Origin of the sequence: Moorena sp. SIOASIH (assembly GCF_010671925.1) — a bacterium.
Classification (GTDB): domain Bacteria; phylum Cyanobacteriota; class Cyanobacteriia; order Cyanobacteriales; family Coleofasciculaceae; genus Moorena.
The window spans coordinates 1,107,446-1,122,160 of the sequence record NZ_JAAHIH010000002.1 but is presented as its reverse complement, the minus strand read 5'-3'; the positions used below and the strand labels follow the sequence as shown (position 1 = coordinate 1,122,160).

17 protein-coding genes and 1 tRNA gene are annotated in these 14,715 nt (G+C 43.8%); 12 read left to right on the top strand and 6 right to left on the bottom strand.

The window, feature by feature from the left end:
• The first annotated feature begins 163 nt into the window (after positions 1-163).
• Positions 164-460: a YkvA family protein gene (locus tag F6J90_RS12385; protein WP_075897075.1), complete on the top strand. Its 297-nt coding sequence runs from the start codon at positions 164-166 to the stop codon at positions 458-460.
• A 67-nt stretch (positions 461-527) separates the two neighbouring features.
• Here F6J90_RS12385 and F6J90_RS12380 read toward each other — a convergent pair whose 3' ends face one another.
• Both F6J90_RS12380 and F6J90_RS12375 read right to left on the bottom strand, forming a co-directional pair.
• Entirely contained in the window at positions 528-782 is a 255-nt protein-coding gene (locus F6J90_RS12380) for a hypothetical protein (RefSeq protein WP_293093472.1), read from the bottom strand.
• Positions 783-825: 43 nt separating this feature from the next.
• Positions 826-898 (bottom strand) — tRNA-His (locus F6J90_RS12375).
• Positions 899-1,134: 236 nt separating this feature from the next.
• On the opposite strand from F6J90_RS12375, the gene F6J90_RS12370 reads away from it, so the two are divergent.
• The 4 genes from F6J90_RS12370 (at position 1,135) to F6J90_RS12355 (ending at position 4,481) form a co-directional block, all read left to right on the top strand.
• On the top strand, positions 1,135-1,521 hold the full coding sequence (locus F6J90_RS12370) for a DUF4359 domain-containing protein (RefSeq protein WP_071102889.1): 387 nt from the start codon (positions 1,135-1,137) through the stop codon (positions 1,519-1,521).
• Between the two features lie 13 nt (positions 1,522-1,534).
• Entirely contained in the window at positions 1,535-2,404 is an 870-nt protein-coding gene (locus F6J90_RS12365) for a sugar kinase (protein WP_293093468.1), read from the top strand.
• An 86-nt stretch (positions 2,405-2,490) separates the two neighbouring features.
• The gene (locus F6J90_RS12360; protein WP_293093466.1) at positions 2,491-3,540 is read left to right on the top strand and encodes an alpha/beta fold hydrolase; all 1,050 of its coding nucleotides are present in this window, start codon (positions 2,491-2,493) and stop codon (positions 3,538-3,540) included.
• Between the two features lie 47 nt (positions 3,541-3,587).
• On the top strand, positions 3,588-4,481 hold the full coding sequence (locus tag F6J90_RS12355; RefSeq protein WP_293093465.1) for a ChaN family lipoprotein: 894 nt from the start codon (positions 3,588-3,590) through the stop codon (positions 4,479-4,481).
• 207 nt (positions 4,482-4,688) lie between these two features.
• On the opposite strand, the gene F6J90_RS12350 is transcribed toward F6J90_RS12355, so the two are convergent.
• Positions 4,689-4,847 carry a hypothetical protein gene (locus F6J90_RS12350; RefSeq protein ID WP_293093463.1) on the bottom strand — a complete coding sequence of 53 codons (159 nt, stop codon included), beginning with the start codon at positions 4,845-4,847 and terminating at the stop codon, positions 4,689-4,691.
• A 99-nt stretch (positions 4,848-4,946) separates the two neighbouring features.
• On the bottom strand, positions 4,947-5,774 hold the full coding sequence (locus F6J90_RS12345) for an inositol monophosphatase family protein (protein WP_293093461.1): 828 nt from the start codon (positions 5,772-5,774) through the stop codon (positions 4,947-4,949).
• A gap of 353 nt (positions 5,775-6,127) precedes the next feature.
• Here F6J90_RS12345 and F6J90_RS12340 point away from each other — a divergent pair, with 353 nt between their 5' ends.
• Positions 6,128-6,556 (top strand): hypothetical protein, encoded by a 429-nt coding sequence (locus F6J90_RS12340; protein ID WP_293094850.1) that lies wholly within the window; start codon positions 6,128-6,130, stop codon positions 6,554-6,556.
• The gene (locus F6J90_RS12335; RefSeq protein WP_293093459.1) at positions 6,556-6,687 is read left to right on the top strand and encodes a hypothetical protein; all 132 of its coding nucleotides are present in this window, start codon (positions 6,556-6,558) and stop codon (positions 6,685-6,687) included. The genes F6J90_RS12340 and F6J90_RS12335 overlap by 1 nt, the downstream gene beginning before the upstream one ends.
• Here F6J90_RS12335 and F6J90_RS12330 read toward each other — a convergent pair.
• On the bottom strand, positions 6,662-6,952 hold the full coding sequence (locus F6J90_RS12330) for a cupin domain-containing protein (RefSeq protein WP_293093457.1): 291 nt from the start codon (positions 6,950-6,952) through the stop codon (positions 6,662-6,664). The genes F6J90_RS12335 and F6J90_RS12330 overlap by 26 nt on opposite strands.
• Before the next feature lie 116 nt (positions 6,953-7,068).
• The gene (locus tag F6J90_RS12325; RefSeq protein ID WP_293093455.1) at positions 7,069-7,686 is read right to left on the bottom strand and encodes a hypothetical protein; all 618 of its coding nucleotides are present in this window, start codon (positions 7,684-7,686) and stop codon (positions 7,069-7,071) included.
• A gap of 156 nt (positions 7,687-7,842) precedes the next feature.
• Between F6J90_RS12325 and F6J90_RS12320 the strand changes: the two genes are divergently transcribed.
• From F6J90_RS12320 to F6J90_RS12300, 5 genes are all read left to right on the top strand, one after another.
• A complete protein-coding gene (locus F6J90_RS12320; protein WP_293093453.1) occupies positions 7,843-8,058 on the top strand; it encodes a hypothetical protein in 216 nt (71 codons plus the stop codon).
• Between the two features lie 880 nt (positions 8,059-8,938).
• A complete protein-coding gene (locus F6J90_RS12315; protein WP_293093451.1) occupies positions 8,939-10,711 on the top strand; it encodes a fatty acyl-AMP ligase in 1,773 nt (590 codons plus the stop codon).
• Positions 10,712-10,822: 111 nt separating this feature from the next.
• Positions 10,823-12,439, top strand: a complete 1,617-nt coding sequence (locus F6J90_RS12310; protein ID WP_293093449.1) for an acyl-CoA dehydrogenase family protein — start codon at positions 10,823-10,825, stop codon at positions 12,437-12,439.
• A gap of 153 nt (positions 12,440-12,592) precedes the next feature.
• Complete coding sequence (locus tag F6J90_RS12305; protein ID WP_293093447.1) at positions 12,593-13,564, top strand: acyl-CoA desaturase; 972 nt, start codon at positions 12,593-12,595, stop codon at positions 13,562-13,564.
• Positions 13,565-13,624: 60 nt separating this feature from the next.
• Positions 13,625-14,593, top strand: coding sequence for an acyl-CoA desaturase (locus F6J90_RS12300; RefSeq protein ID WP_293093445.1), 969 nt, complete (start codon positions 13,625-13,627; stop codon positions 14,591-14,593).
• Positions 14,594-14,715 lie beyond the last annotated feature (122 nt).

Genomic DNA, 14,715 nt, shown 5'->3' with positions numbered 1-14,715 from the left:
CTAATCCGGAGAAATCTTAACAAGTGTGGCCCTTGGGGATAACGAGTTTGGCTGGTCTCGGCTTATTAGCATTTCAAACCAGTCCTTTAAACCATTAGTTGGAGGTGTGGCTTTCCTACCCACGCAACTTGGTATGGGATGAGGTATTCAGCCGCAAATTTTGATGAACAATCCAATTCAATCTTTTTACAACTGGTATCGCAACACTATCCGCCATTCCAAGTACCGCTGGTGGATCATCTTGGGGACCCTAGTTTACTTTCTTAGCCCCATTGATATTTCCCCAGACTTTATTCCCATCATTGGGCAAATTGATGATATTGCAGTTATAACCCTGCTGGTTTCGGAGCTGTCTCAGTGGCTAATTGACTTTGCCAAAGCCCGCCAAAGCGAAAAGATTGCCAATGACTCTCAAGACCCTGAAGTCAAGACTGTGGATGTAGACTCTATTGGTGTCTAGTTAAGGGTCTTGAAAGGGTTAACGCAGAAGTAGATTGACACAATTACTTCTGCATTTTTTTTTGGCATTACTGAGGGGCGGGATGAATATGAGTGGGGTGGGCATCCTGTCCGCCTGGGAATTGTAACGGGCAAGATGCCCGTTCCACCAAGATGCCCGTTCCACCAAGATGCCCGTTCCACCAAGATGCCCGTTCCACCAAGATGCCCGTTCCACCAAGATGCCCGTTCCACCAAGATGCCCGTTCCACCAAGATGCCGGAAATTTGAAACAGGCAAGATGCCCGTTCCACAGTAAGATGCCGGAAAGTTGAAACAGGCAAGATGCCCGTTCCACAGCAAAATGCTCATTGCACTGACCTTTAGGGCGAACGACGGGACTCGAACCCGCGAGTGGTGGAACCACAATCCACTGCCTTAACCACTTGGCTACGCTCGCCATAATCTTACCGTTGTTGATTATAGCATCTTATTTGTTGGTTTATCAAGAATCCATCAAAGTTTGATGATAAGTACTCAGTCCGTCAGTCCTGTGGTTTGCTGACAATTGCTGAAATGTCAAGCCCTGAGGGATTTCCATCAAACATGCAAGACGTTACCACTCCTTTGCAGTTAACCTGGAACTCGAAGGCTTCATAGCCATCGTAATAAATAATATATCCTTAAAAAATTCAGATGAAGATTTCACAGGTTGTCACCGCTGTTGGCACGATGGTGCTGGCGGTGGTGGGAGGCTCAATGGTGGTGACCAATCCTGGACAAGCCACCTATGAGGATTATGCCGTTGAGCAACTGAGCAAGTATCTAAAAGAAGAAGTTTGTCCCCAAGCACCGGAAGCCCTGGGAAGTTTTCTGCGCCGTCAGTGTACCATCCTGGTGGATACAGGGCGACCCCAAATTAAGCAAGTTGTTGCCCAGACCACAAAGCGAGAAAATTTCTTGCTCTTTAGTATTTACCGCACTGACCTAGATGTTGGTACGCTGATCCCTGCATACTCTTTTGAAACTGTGGGCATCTGCCAACAATTTTACCTTTACAAGGCTGATGAAAAATCATACTAAGGGTAGTTGTTAGATGGCGAGTACTGGTATTTTTGTGGGGATGGTTACCTTAGACCTGGTATACCTCAGCACCAAGCTACCAAGCAGCAATGAAAAAATAACTGCCTCTGACTATACGGTAGCGGCTGGGGGACCAGCGACGAATGCAGCAGTAACGTTTAGCTATCTGGGGAATATAGCTAAAATTTTAGGTGTGGTGGGAATTAATCCGATTACTCAGCTAATTCGTAGCGATTTGACCAGTCATGGCGTAATCATTGCCGATCTTGACCCAGCTAACCCCCAACCGCCGCCAGTATCTTCGATCATCGTTACAGAATCCACAGGCGATCGCGCAGTTATTTCGATCAATGCTACTAAAATCCAAGCCAGTAGTACACAGGTACCTCAGGATTTAGAGTTGATGGTGGATGTGGTGCTCATTGATGGTCATCAGATGGTGGTTAGTAATGCGATCGCAAAATTTGCCAAAACTCATCATATCCCTGTAGTCATGGATGGGGGTAGCTGGAAGCCAGGATTTGAAACAATTTTGCCCTATGTTGATTACGCCATTTGCTCAGCCAATTTCTATCCACCAGGGTGCTCTGGTCAAGAAGAGGTGATGGCTTATCTCCTAGAAGCTGGGATTAATCACATTGCCATTACCCAAGGAGAAAAACCAATTCAGTATCGTAGCTTAGGAGTCTCCGGTGAAGTACCCGTACCCCAGATTCAAGCAGTAGATACCTTGGGAGCTGGGGATGTGTTTCACGGTGCCTTCTGTCACTATATTCTACAGAAAGAGTTTACTGATGCCCTAGCAGCAGCAGCAAAGGTAGCTACCAATTCCTGTCAGTTTTTTGGAACTCGTCGGTGGATGGAACAAGATATGGGAAATTAGAGCAACAAAGGGTTGTCTGCCCACAGCGATGGGGAACTAGGAGGGCTTATACTCCGATGTGTAATCACAAATAGGCACGAAACCTGATGCAAGATTACCAAGCTCCCTGGTACCTAAGAAATGGCTTATTCCAAAGTATTGCTACCACTTACTGGTACGGCAAAACCTGGATTTGGTGGGGGGAAAGAGTACCTTGGCTTTCCCATTTGCCCCTGATTCCCTGGCAGGAACACATATTTACTGGTGCGGATCAGGTACCGTTGCGCGGATTGTGGAGTTGTCCTGACAATGCCAAAGGTACCCTGATTGTTAACTATGCCCTTACAGGGGATGTCGATAGTGGTTGGTATAGTCGTACCCTTGCTCGTAAAGCCTACAGCAATGGTTGGGCAGTGTTAATTTATGATTGGCGCAGTAACGGACGCAGTGCCAAACTATCCCCAGTTCCATCTTCTGACGGTTGGCGAGAAGGGGAAGATCAGTTGCAGCTAGCCATGCAATTAGTAAAGATGGGTTGCCCAGAACCTGTGGGTTTGGTGGGCTTTTCCATGGGGGGACAGTTGGCATTGTGGGGACTTAAGGCCGCAGTTGAAAACAATTGTTCTCTGGTCAGGTTTGGAGCAGTTTTGGCTCCTAATCTGGAATCGAATCGCTCCATAGATTATTTGCTATCTACGCCAATGGGACGTTTGATCGAAAAGAGGTTCACTCATAAACTCAGGAAAACAGCTCAACAACGGTTAGAAAACTTTCCTGAGGCTGTTAAACCTGGTGTAGTGGAGTGCATTAACTCAATGCGGAGCTTTGACCACTATATGGTGATTGATTACTACGGGTTTGCTAGCGTTAATGAATACTATCAGAAGACTAGTGGACTTTACCTGTTGGACAGCTTAGCTTTGCCCTATTTGATCATCTATGCTGCGGATGACCCGATTTTTGACCCTACTATTATTCCAGAATTGGAAGAGCGCACGAGTAGTAATCCCTATGCCAACTTGATTTTAACTCCCCAAGGGGGTCATGTGGCTCACATTAGTACAGGCAAAGGTGATGTGGATGAATTTTGGGGTTTGAATCGGCTTTTGGAATTTTGTGATGGTCAATTAATTCCTGGCAATCCTGAATCACGTTAAGCTAAACATGACCAGTTGGATTTTTGAGTCGCTATTATCAATTTTATATGGGCACAATTACCAAAGTCGTTGTTTATTCCCTGGGAATTTTCTTTTTCTGTACTACCCCAGTTTTTGCTCAACATAATAGTTCAACTGCCACTAGCCAGCAACAACAGATAGAAACTGTCAATCTGGTATCCCTACCAGAGGTATTACCGGAATGGAAACAAGCCCGGGTTATCTATTTAGGAGAAACTCACAACAGCAAAAAAGATCATGAGGCGCAGTTAGCGATTATTCAAGCACTAACCCGTCAAAATTCCAAAATTGCGATCGCAATGGAAATGTTCCAGCGCCCAGCTCAAGATATCCTGGATCAATACCTAGCCGGGGAAATAACAGAAGCTGACTTGGTTAAGCAAAGTGAGTATGAACAACGCTGGGGCTTTCCTTGGGAATATTATGCTCCCCTAGTACGCTTTGCTAAAACCAATCAACTGCCTGTGTTAGCCTTAAATACACCTACTGAGGTCACTCGTAAAGTAGCCCGTAACGGTTTAGAGAGTTTAACATCTGCTGAGCAGGAACATATTCCCCCATTATCGGAAATTCGCACAGATAACGCTGATTACCGCAACCTAATTCAGGGATTCTACCAACAACATCACCACGCCGGTCATAGCAATAGTCCCAACTTGGACAATTTTTTCACAGCCCAAGTGTTATGGGATGAAACCATGGCAGAGAAGATTGCTTTGTTTGCCCAAGCTAACCCAGATTATCAAGTAGTAGTGATTGCTGGGCAAGGTCATATTATCTATGGCTACGGTATACCCAGTCGGGTTGCTCGACGATTCAATCATCAGTTAGAACAAATTTCAGTTTTGTTGGGTGCTCAGCAAGAGAAACTCGCAGGAGAAAACGCGATCGCAGATTATTTATGGGAACATCCCTTTTGAATTAAGAATGTAGAATGTAGAATTAAGAATTAAGAATTAAGAATGTAGAATGTAGAATGTAGAATGTAGAATGTAGAATTTAGAATGTAGAATTTAGAATGTAGAATTTAGAATTTAGAATGTAGAATTTAGAATTATACATTTGGCCTTCTACATTCTCCATTCTGCCTTCTACATTATACATTTGGCCTTCTACATTCTCCATTCTTAATTCTCCATGCTCCATTCTCCATTCTTAATTCTCCATGCTCCATTCTCCATTCTTAATTCTCCATGCTCCATTCTCCATGCTCCATTCTCCATTCTTAATTCTCCATGCTCCATTCTCCATGCTCCATTCTCCATGCTCCATTCTCCATGCTCCATTCTCCATGCTCCATTCTTAATTCTCCATTCTTAATTCTTAATTCTTAATTCTTAATTCTCCATTCTCCATTCTTAATTCTACATTCTTAATTCTAAATTCTACATTCTACTTGCCTTAGCCCCCAAAAACTCTACCAAGGGCTTAAACACACTCACTAATTCCGGACGTGCTGCAACTAGAGTCGGAAACGACCGCTGACCGTAATCTTCGCCCACTTGCAAGGGGAAAATTGGCTGAGAATCTAGGGGTACCCAAACTGCCCCAGCTGCGTGAATAATCACCCAAGCTCCAGCAAAATCCCAAATCTTGGGGGTGGCTTCCACTCCTCCTAAGGTGACACCGTTGGCGGTGGCGAGAAAGTTGTAACTGGCAACCCCTAGCATCCTAATTTTGCAGGGGAAGGGTTGCTTCATAACTGAGGTACTACGGGCGCACAGGTTGAAAAAGTGGTTTTGGCTAGGGGAATCCTGGCTGCTGTGGATGGGACGTCCATTGAGAAAAGCACCGTTGTCTACACCTTTGAGGTCTGATTTACCCAGCCAAAAACCATGAAAGGATTGCTGGACAGGGGCAAAATGAATGTAACCAAACACTGGGGTTCCCTGATACAACAAGCCTAAGGAAACCCCCCACAGGGGAATTCCTCTAGTAAAGTTGGTGGTGCCATCAAGAGGGTCAATAATCCAGCACCATTCAGACTCAGGAAATTGGTGGGATGCTTCTTCACTCAGTACGCCATGGCTGGGGAAATGAGATGCGATCGCATCTCTAATTTCTTGATCTGCCCACCTGTCCGCCTGGGTCACTAACGTACCATCCGCTTTTTCGGACCCTTGTACCTGACCAAAGTCCTGAAGGTGCCGATTCCCGACACGGTTTGTGGTGTCTTTGGCAAAGTTGAGAATATCTGTCCAAAAATCATTCATATCCTGTCCGGTGGTGCGCAGTAGTGGTTTTAGCCCTTGGGTGGTTTTGGTCCTTAGCTTTTTTGGTAATGGGTAATCCCTTGGGAGTAATCACAATTAGCCATTACCCAATTAGCCCAAGCTTGACCATATTGATCCTCCCGGAAATGATATCATGGTGCAGTTCTGCGGTAAAAACAACACATCTGCGTTAGTTTGCGGTTTGTGTAGCTCTATACAATCGGGATCTGAGTATAGCGTTTTCCATACTTATGAGGTACACAGGATTTTTTCCCTGCTCCCTACTCCCTACTCCCTACTCCGTACTCCCTAAAACCCAGAACTTTGTACCTCACCCAATTAATAAATACTTTATGAACTTATTCGGTAGTAATCGGCAAGACTTACCAGCAAACCATTGGCAACGCCAGTTAGATCAGTTTGTTAAAGCCAATCAGAAAGAACTAGCTGCACTGGCTTGGGGGCTATTTCTAGAAAAAGGAGAAAGTGATGAGACCCTCGGACTTGACCTGAAACCAAAGCCACATTTTGTTTACTGTCCTAGGGAAGCAATAGAGACCCTAAATCGTCAGGTTAATCACCAAATTCAGGAAATTTTGGGAGTGGTGGATGCTCATAAACCTGAGCAAGAAGTTTTGATTATTGGTATTGGTAATGGACAGTTGAAACTGATTCAATTTGAACCTGAACTTTCACCACCGGAGTGCTTTGAGCAAGTTGGTAAAGATGTCGATCAATTATTAGAAGAATTGGAGAAACAGATGAGTGAAACCATCCAGTAGTGCTCTCAATTCCGGTTAATCACTTTGTTTTTATTCCCCCTACTCCCTACTCCCTACTCCCTACTCCCTACTCCCTAAAATCCTGGACAAAAGTCCCTCAAACTTTTAGCCAAATTGATAGTGCTTTCTAACATTAGAAATAATCTTCCAGGTGCAAGACATTCCAGCTGGGAAAGTTACCAAATCTCCTTTGGCAATTTGAACTGGTTCACCGCCATCTGGGGTGACAACTACTTCACCCTCTAGCAAATAACAAGTTTCCGGCTCATCGTAAGTCCAGGGAAATTCCGAGACTTCCTTTGTCCAAATTGGCCAATTTGAGACACCTAAGTTATCAAGATGGTCTTGGCTAGGACGTTCAATCAGAATTTTATTGATATTGGTCGGTGTAGACATAGTTTTTGGAACTTAACCGTTTTCAGTGGTAACCATTCATTTTAATGAAAGCTATCAGCTGATACGCGACACGCTGATAGCTGACGGCTAATAGCTGACGGCTGAATGCTTACATTCTAATCATATAGGGCATCGAGCAAAAACTTGGTAATCTGACTTTCCTCCATAACTGACAAAAGCTTAGTGTCCGCAATGTCTAACTTAGCTCCCGCAGCATGTAAATCATCATCTAAAGCCGTTAGAAAACCACGAGTAATGGGGTCTTCCCCCACTTGGGCAAACATCACACCCAGTTCTTCCTGAGAATCCATCTTCTTAGTTGCTGCCACTAGCAATTTGACTACAGCCATCCGTGGCTTTGGTTCACTATCGAGGATGACGATAATAATATCACCGTTTTCTTTTGTCTGCTGGCGGGATTTACGGCTAAAGTGTTCATCAACTGCCACTTTTAGCGGCTCAACCAGATTGATGCTGTCTGAACCATAGGGCTGCTCAAACAGGTCAACTAATGCCTGACTACTGGTATTGTCATATTTTTGATAGGGAGTAGATGCAATGTAAATGGTGAGTCCGTCTGGATCGAGTTCCTCACATTTCTTTGCCAAGGCGATAATAGACTCCTGAGCTAGCAACCACTGCTTGTCCAGTCCAGGCAGGGTTCCAAAGGTTTTAGAGGCATTTTTAGCCAGAATTATGGTGTAGTCTCGGTTTTGCAATAGGTCTTGAGACACAGTTATCCTCTGATCTCCATTTGCATCTTATCCTAAGTTTTCCCAGAAATCCTGATCAGATCCAATCATATCAAGTCCGGTTGAATACCCATCATAAAAGTGTGGGGAGGGTGGGAAGGGTGGGGCGGGGGCGCGGGGAGATGGGGAGATGGGGAGATGGGGAGATGGGGAGATGGGGGATATTTTTATAAAGCGATGCAGCGCGGTCTTGGGGAGGCAGCGCGGTCTTGGGGAGGCAGCGCGGTCTTGGGGGAAACCCCCATGAGCGACTGCCGTTCCCCCAGCGACTGCCGTGGTTTCCCCCATGAGCGACTGCATCAAGACAGGGTAATTATCCGGAGATCATATCAGGAGTTGGGAGAGTCTGGTTGAAAATGTTCTTTTTCTATAGCTAAGTAGTCGGAAACAATTAAAGTTGACTGTTCCCTGTTCCCTTTGCTATATGGTTGGACGAGAGTCTGGGAGGAATTTATTTCCCATTAGGGTTGACAGTCAATTTTTTTCGTGCTAGAGTTTTTTTTATGATGGATTCGGTAAGTCTCATTGATCATAAACCTAACTACAGTTAAAACCGTTAAAAAACTGTTGATAGGGAGCAGCAAAGCGTTGAAAAACCCTCTTTCCAAAAGAGCTTAAAACTTCCTTCCGAAATATGAGATGTTCAGACCGTAAGTTTCTTAACACAGTTAAAAAAAATTATGTCCGAGTACTTAGTCCGAGTACTTAGTTTTATATAGCTATTCTTGGACGAAAGTCTGGGATGAATTTATTTACCATTAGGGTTGACAGTTGATTTTTTCGGTGCTAGAGTTTTGTTTGTGCTGGATTCGCTAAGTCTAATTTATCATAAACCTAACTACAGTTAAAACCGTTAAAAAACTGTTGATAGGGAGTAATAATGCCTTGACAAACGCTCTTTCCAAAGGAGCTTGAAACTTGCGATAAAATATCAGATGTTCAGACCTTAAGTTGATTGATTAACACAGTTAAATAAAATTATGTCCGAGTACTTAGTTTGCTATAGCTATTGTTGTTGAGCGAAAGTCGGAAATAAATTTACATCCAATTAGGATTGACAGTTATTTTTTTTTGTGCTAAATTTTTGTTTGTGCTGGATTCGGTGAGTCTCATTGATCAGAAAACCTAACTACAGTTAAAACAGTTGAAAAACTGTTTAGTTAAAAAACTGTTTATCGGGAGCAAGGAAGTGTTTAAAAACGCTCTTTCAAAAGGAGTTTGAAACTTGCGAAATATGAGATGTTCAGACCTTTCCGACAAGTTTTATAATCTGGTAGAGTTGTTGCGCTATAGAGCCCTAACTCAGCCTGATCAAATCGCTTATACTTTCCTAGAAAAAGGGGAAAAAGAAACTGATCTACTCACTTATCAGGTATTAGACCAACGCTCAAGGGCGATCGCCAGCCAGTTGCAGTCTCTGGGAGCAACGGGGGAACGAGCTTTACTAGTCTATCCACCAGGTATAGACTTCATTGCTGCCTTCTTTGGGTGCTTGTACGCTGGGGTAATTGCAGTGCCCGCTTATCCACCACCCCGACGCAGTTACAATCTGTCTCGGTTGTTAGCGATCGCATCAGATGCAGAGGCGTTGTTTGCCCTAACTACCACATCTCTATTGACCGAGTTAACCAGTCGCTTTGCCCAGCATCCAGCTCTGGGGAGGCTGCATTTGCTTGCTACCAATAAATGCGATCGCGACCAAGGGTTAGACTGGTCTGAACCAACCCTAGACAGCAGTAACCTGGCCTTTCTCCAGTACACCTCCGGTTCTACCGGGACACCGAAAGGAGTAATGGTAAGTCACGGTAATCTGCTACACAATCAGCGGATGGTTAAGCACGCCTTCGGACATAGCGAACAAACCATTTTTGTTGGTTGGCTGCCTCTATTCCATGATATGGGGCTAATTGGCAACGTGCTTCAACCCTTATATTTGGGGATCCCCTGTATTCTGCTCTCACCCCTGGCATTTCTGCAGATGCCTATCCGTTGGTTAAAAGCGATTTCCCGATACAAAGCTACTACAAGTGGTGGCCCTAATTTTGCTTACGATCTGTGCATTCGCAAGGTGAAGCCAGAGCAGTTGGCTACTCTAGATCTGAGCAGCTGGGATGTGGCTTTTACAGGAGCGGAACCAGTCCGTGCCGAGACCCTAGAGCAGTTTGCTGCTAAATTTGGCCCCTGTGGCTTCCGAAAAGAGGCGTTTTACCCCTGCTATGGCATGGCAGAAGCCACGTTATTTGTGTCTGGGGGTTTGAAAACAGAGCCACCGGTTATTTGTTCAGTGGACGGGAAGGCACTAGAGCAAAACCAAGTAATACCAGTGTGCAAGGAAGTTACAGGTGCCCGTAAGGTTGTAGGTTGTGGTCAGCCATGGTTAGATCAAAAAATCGCGATTGTTGACCCTGAATCCTTAAGGCTATGCGCTGATAACCAAGTAGGAGAAATTTGGGTGTCCGGTGCCAGTGTAGCTGGTGGCTATTGGCGGAGACCAAAGGAAACAAAGCAGACGTTTCATGGCTACATAGCAGATACAGGACACGGTCCCTTTATGCGGACTGGAGACCTAGGATTTGTAAACAATGGAGAACTATTTGTTACAGGTCGCCTCAAGGATATTATTATCATTTGCGGTCGCAATCATTATCCCCAAGATATTGAACTGACTGTAGAGCAGAGTCATCAGGGGCTCAGACCTAGTGCTGGAGCAGCTTTTACAGTGGAGTTGGGAAATGAGGAGCGACTGGTAGTTGTCCAGGAGGTAGAGCGCAGTTACTGGCAAAAGCTAGATGTGGATGAGGTAGTGGAAAATATCTGCCAAGCAGTGGCATCTGAGCATCAACTTCAGGTTTATGATGTGGCACTGATCAAACCTGGGAGTATTCCCAAAACTTCCAGTGGTAAAATTCAGCGCTATAACTGCCGTGTTGGGTTTCTAACTGGGAGTTTGAATGGTGTGCCAGGTAAAGTCTTCAGGAAAAGCCAAATTTCAACAGTTGGAAACTGATATCAAATAGCTTTTAATAAAAGCTTAGGAAGGTAACTATAATTCTATAAAAATCAATCTTAAGGAAGAATGGTGTGAAAGATAATGGCGATAGATAGTCCAAGTCAGTCGTTGAAAAGTTCAAGTCGTGAACGTGCAGAGCAAATCATTTGTTGGTTACGTGATTATGCCCAAAGACGAATCAACTCTAGACTTATGGATGAGCGACGGTGTATTACTCCTCACATCGTTCTAGACTTTGGAAAAAAAGGCTTATTGTCAATGATCGTCCCTCAATCATACGGGGGGCTTGGCTTGGGTTATCGTGAAATTATCCAAGTTGTTGAACAAGTCGCGGCTATTGATCTTAATTTAGCTTTATTCATTGCTCTGAACAATGTTCTAGGCATTTATCCTATTCTTAAGTATGGTACAGCTCAGATCAAAGAAACCTATCTTAAAAACTTGACTGAGGGGAGAGATTTAGCAGCCTTTGCCATTACAGAACCAGGTGCGGGATCTAATCCAAGAGGAATCAAGGCTAAAGCTCAAGCAGATGGAAAGGGTGGATGGTTACTGAGCGGAACCAAGATTTGGAGTGGTTCTGCATCTTGGTCAAGTGTGATCAGTACTTGCGCTTATGTTGTAGATGAACAAGGGGAATCTCTGGGAATGACAGCATTTACCATACCAGAAAATGCCCAAGGCTTGAGGCAAGGTCCGGAAGCTCTCACTATGGGAATGCGAGGTATGGTGCAGAATAAGATTTACTTTGACCAGGTAAAAGTAAATCGTCAAAATGTCTTAGGCGAAATTGGTTCTGGTTTTAAGGTGGCTCATGATGTAATGCAACTGGGGCGACTGGGAATTGGTGCTATCAGTCTTGGGGGAATGAAGCGTTGTGCTCAACTGATGCTTCGTTATGGAAAACGTCGTTCCCTTGGTATGGAACGATTAATAACTAAACAGATTACTCTGGAACGTCTTAGTGATTTAACAGCAGCAATTGGTGCAATTGAGTGCTTGCTAAATAGCATCGCTACATGGTTAGATGAAGGAAAGCCTGTTCCTGAACAGGCGTATATTGTATCAAAGATAATTGCACCCGAATTAATGTGGCAAGCAGCAGATAATCTGGTTCAGCTTCTAGGTGGACGAGGTTATATTGAATCTAACCTTGCCCCCCAAATTTTAAGGGATGCTCGTGTGCTTCGTATATTTGAAGGACCTACAGAAACGTTACAGATACACTTAGGATTTTTAGCTTTATACCATACTCCTCAACTCTGTTCATCTATTAATGAGTTTCTGGAAGCAACAAAAGTCAGCGATAAATTGCAAAACACGGCTGACTTTTGTCGCTCTTACATGAAACAAAAAAAACTATCTTGGAACGCTCATGATAAAATCAGTGAAAAGAAATTAAGTCAAAGATTATCCCAAATAATAGCCGAAAATTTGGGTGATGTTGCGGCCTGGGCATTTATGTTTGGTTGTGTACAAAAAATATATAAAAGTGAGCAAACCGATGAATTAAAACGTATATCAAATTGGACTCAAAAACATTTTTATACCAAGATAGCTAATGCGATTCAAGAGGATTTTTATGAACAAAGCCGAATGAATAATAATCAGGTAGAAAATATTATTAATCAGTATGCTGAAACAATTGGTAATGTGGAACAGACTTTAGCAGGAGAAGACAATCAACTTGATGAATATCTCTGTAAAAATGAAAAGTTGCAATGAAAAAATCAGCGCTATAACTGCCGTGTTGGGTTTCTAACTGGGAGATTGAATAGTATGCCAGGGAAAGTACTCAGTAAAATCCAAATTACAACAGTTGGAAAAGGAGATAAAAGCCCTGTGAATAAAAACGCAGTAAGTAGGAGTTAAACAAAATTGAATCAGTTAGATAAAACTAAAATAGTTGAGCCGTTTACCGGTTCATATAAGCCAAATAAGATAACGATAACAAACAAAAACCTACAAAAACTGCAACGACGCTTTGCCTTTGCTAATGTTTTAATTCCTTTTCTGGGTTTACTTGTTGCCATCGAACTAGCTTGGCAACCAGGTATTAGTTTTGTGGCAGTAGTATTGTTGGTGATTATGTATTCCTTGACCATGTTCGGTGTCGAAGTAGGTCTTCACCGCTACTTTTCCCACGGAGCCTTCAAAACTAATACTGCTATCCGAGTTACTCTTGCTATCCTTGGCTCTATGGCAGCTCAAGGACCTGTTAACTACTGGGTATGTCACCATCGCTGCCATCACCAATACAGCGATCAGCCAGGAGATCCTCATTCCCCCAACCTCCACCAAGGACAAAAGTTTGGTTGGCTTCGGGGACTATGGCATGCCCATGTGGGTTGGCTATTCGAGAGTGAGTTTAGAAATCCTATAATCTATGCCAAAGATTTGCTTCGAGACCCTCTGATTGCCAGGGTCAATCAGTTATACCTGATCTGGGTAATGCTGGGTCTAATCATTCCCACTGTCCTGGGTGGATTAATTACCTGGAGTTGGATGGGCGCACTGCAAGGCTTTCTATGGGGAGGGTTGATTCGGATATTGTTGGTTCATCATGTTATTTGGGGAATCAACTCAATCGCCCATGTCTATGGAAGTCGTCCCTTTGATACAAGCGATCGCAGTACTAATAACATCTGGCTAATGCTTCCGAGCCTAGGAGGCTCGTTGCACAATAACCATCATGCCTTTCCTTCCTCAGCTATCTATGGACTGGAATGGTGGCAAATAGACTTAGGTAGCTGGGTTCTGCGCCTTATGGAAAAGTTTGGTTTGGTGTGGAATATCAAGAGGCCAACAGTTGAGATGGTCTTGGCTAAAAAGATCAAGCATGATAGCTAACAATTATCCTTTTTTATTTGATATTTTTCTTTGATATACTAACTAGGACAGAGCAGATCAATGTCAATACAGTCCAATAGCAGCACTGACGTCGCTTCTACTAGACATTCAGGCCATAAACCGCGAATAACCATAGACAATGAACACCTGCAAAAACGGCAATGGAACTTTGCTTTTGCCACTATTGTAGTTCCTTTTGTTGGTTCCTCAGTGGCGCTGGGACTTTGTTGGCAATGGGGCATCGGAGCTGTTGAGGTAGGTCTTCTGGTTGTGATGTACATATTGACGATTACCGGAGTAACTGTCGGTTTTCACAGATACTTTTCCCACAAAGCCTTCGAGACAAAACCACCAATCAGGATTATCCTTGCGATCCTTGGCTCTATGGCAGCTCAGGGCTCCGTGATCAATTGGGTAGCTACTCACCGACGTCATCATCAATATAGTGACCAGCCTGGGGATCCTCATTCACCTCACTTCCACGAAGAGAAAAGCTTGAGTAAACTTCATGGACTATGGCATTCCCATTTAGGGTGGATGATGAACAGTAAATTGACCAATTATGGTCTATTTGCTAAGGATATCTTACGAGAGCCTATCCTGCTCAAAATCAATCAACAGTATCTCACTTGGGTTATTCTCGGTCTAGCGATTCCGGCTGCATTAGGAGGAGTTTTGACCTGGACTTGGTTGGGAGTATTCAAAGGGTTTTTGTGGGGAGGACTCCTGCGTCTTTTCCTAGTACATCACGCTTATTGGTACATTGGCTCTAGTTGTCATACAATTGGCAGCCGCCCCTTTGATACTAGAGATAAAAGTGGAAACCAGATCTGGGCTGCTATACCTACTTTTGGAGAAGCATGGCATAACAACCATCATGCTTTTCCTAACTCAGCTAGGTTCGGTCTGCAATGGTGGCAAATTGACTTTGGATCTTGGATAATTCGCTGTCTTGAATTAGTTGGTTTAGCTTGGAATCTTAAGGTGCCAACCCCAGAAATAGTAGAGGCAAAAAAAACGACATACTAAGTATTGTAAAGTATGTGGCTTTGGTTTTTAAAAAACCTCACGGGGTGACAACAAAGCTCAAACCTATATAGGGGTTAGATTTTAGGTTTTAGGTGTTGGGTAAAATGAGCGCATCGGAGTCA

Bases quoted from the DNA above. Each gene is read 5' to 3' on its own strand.
- F6J90_RS12385 (WP_075897075.1), top strand. From the start codon at position 164: ATGAACAATCCAATTCAATCTTTTTACAACTGGTATCGCAACACTATC.
- F6J90_RS12370 (WP_071102889.1), top strand. From the start codon at position 1,135: ATGAAGATTTCACAGGTTGTCACCGCTGTTGGCACGATGGTGCTGGCG.
- F6J90_RS12365 (WP_293093468.1), top strand. From the start codon at position 1,535: ATGGCGAGTACTGGTATTTTTGTGGGGATGGTTACCTTAGACCTGGTA.
- F6J90_RS12360 (WP_293093466.1), top strand. From the start codon at position 2,491: ATGCAAGATTACCAAGCTCCCTGGTACCTAAGAAATGGCTTATTCCAA.
- F6J90_RS12355 (WP_293093465.1), top strand. From the start codon at position 3,588: ATGGGCACAATTACCAAAGTCGTTGTTTATTCCCTGGGAATTTTCTTT.
- F6J90_RS12350 (WP_293093463.1), bottom strand. From the start codon at position 4,847: ATGGAGCATGGAGAATGGAGCATGGAGAATGGAGCATGGAGAATGGAG.
- F6J90_RS12345 (WP_293093461.1), bottom strand. From the start codon at position 5,774: ATGAATGATTTTTGGACAGATATTCTCAACTTTGCCAAAGACACCACA.
- F6J90_RS12340 (WP_293094850.1), top strand. From the start codon at position 6,128: ATGAACTTATTCGGTAGTAATCGGCAAGACTTACCAGCAAACCATTGG.
- F6J90_RS12330 (WP_293093457.1), bottom strand. From the start codon at position 6,952: ATGTCTACACCGACCAATATCAATAAAATTCTGATTGAACGTCCTAGC.
- F6J90_RS12320 (WP_293093453.1), top strand. From the start codon at position 7,843: ATGGGGAGATGGGGAGATGGGGGATATTTTTATAAAGCGATGCAGCGC.
- F6J90_RS12315 (WP_293093451.1), top strand. From the start codon at position 8,939: ATGAGATGTTCAGACCTTTCCGACAAGTTTTATAATCTGGTAGAGTTG.
- F6J90_RS12300 (WP_293093445.1), top strand. From the start codon at position 13,625: ATGTCAATACAGTCCAATAGCAGCACTGACGTCGCTTCTACTAGACAT.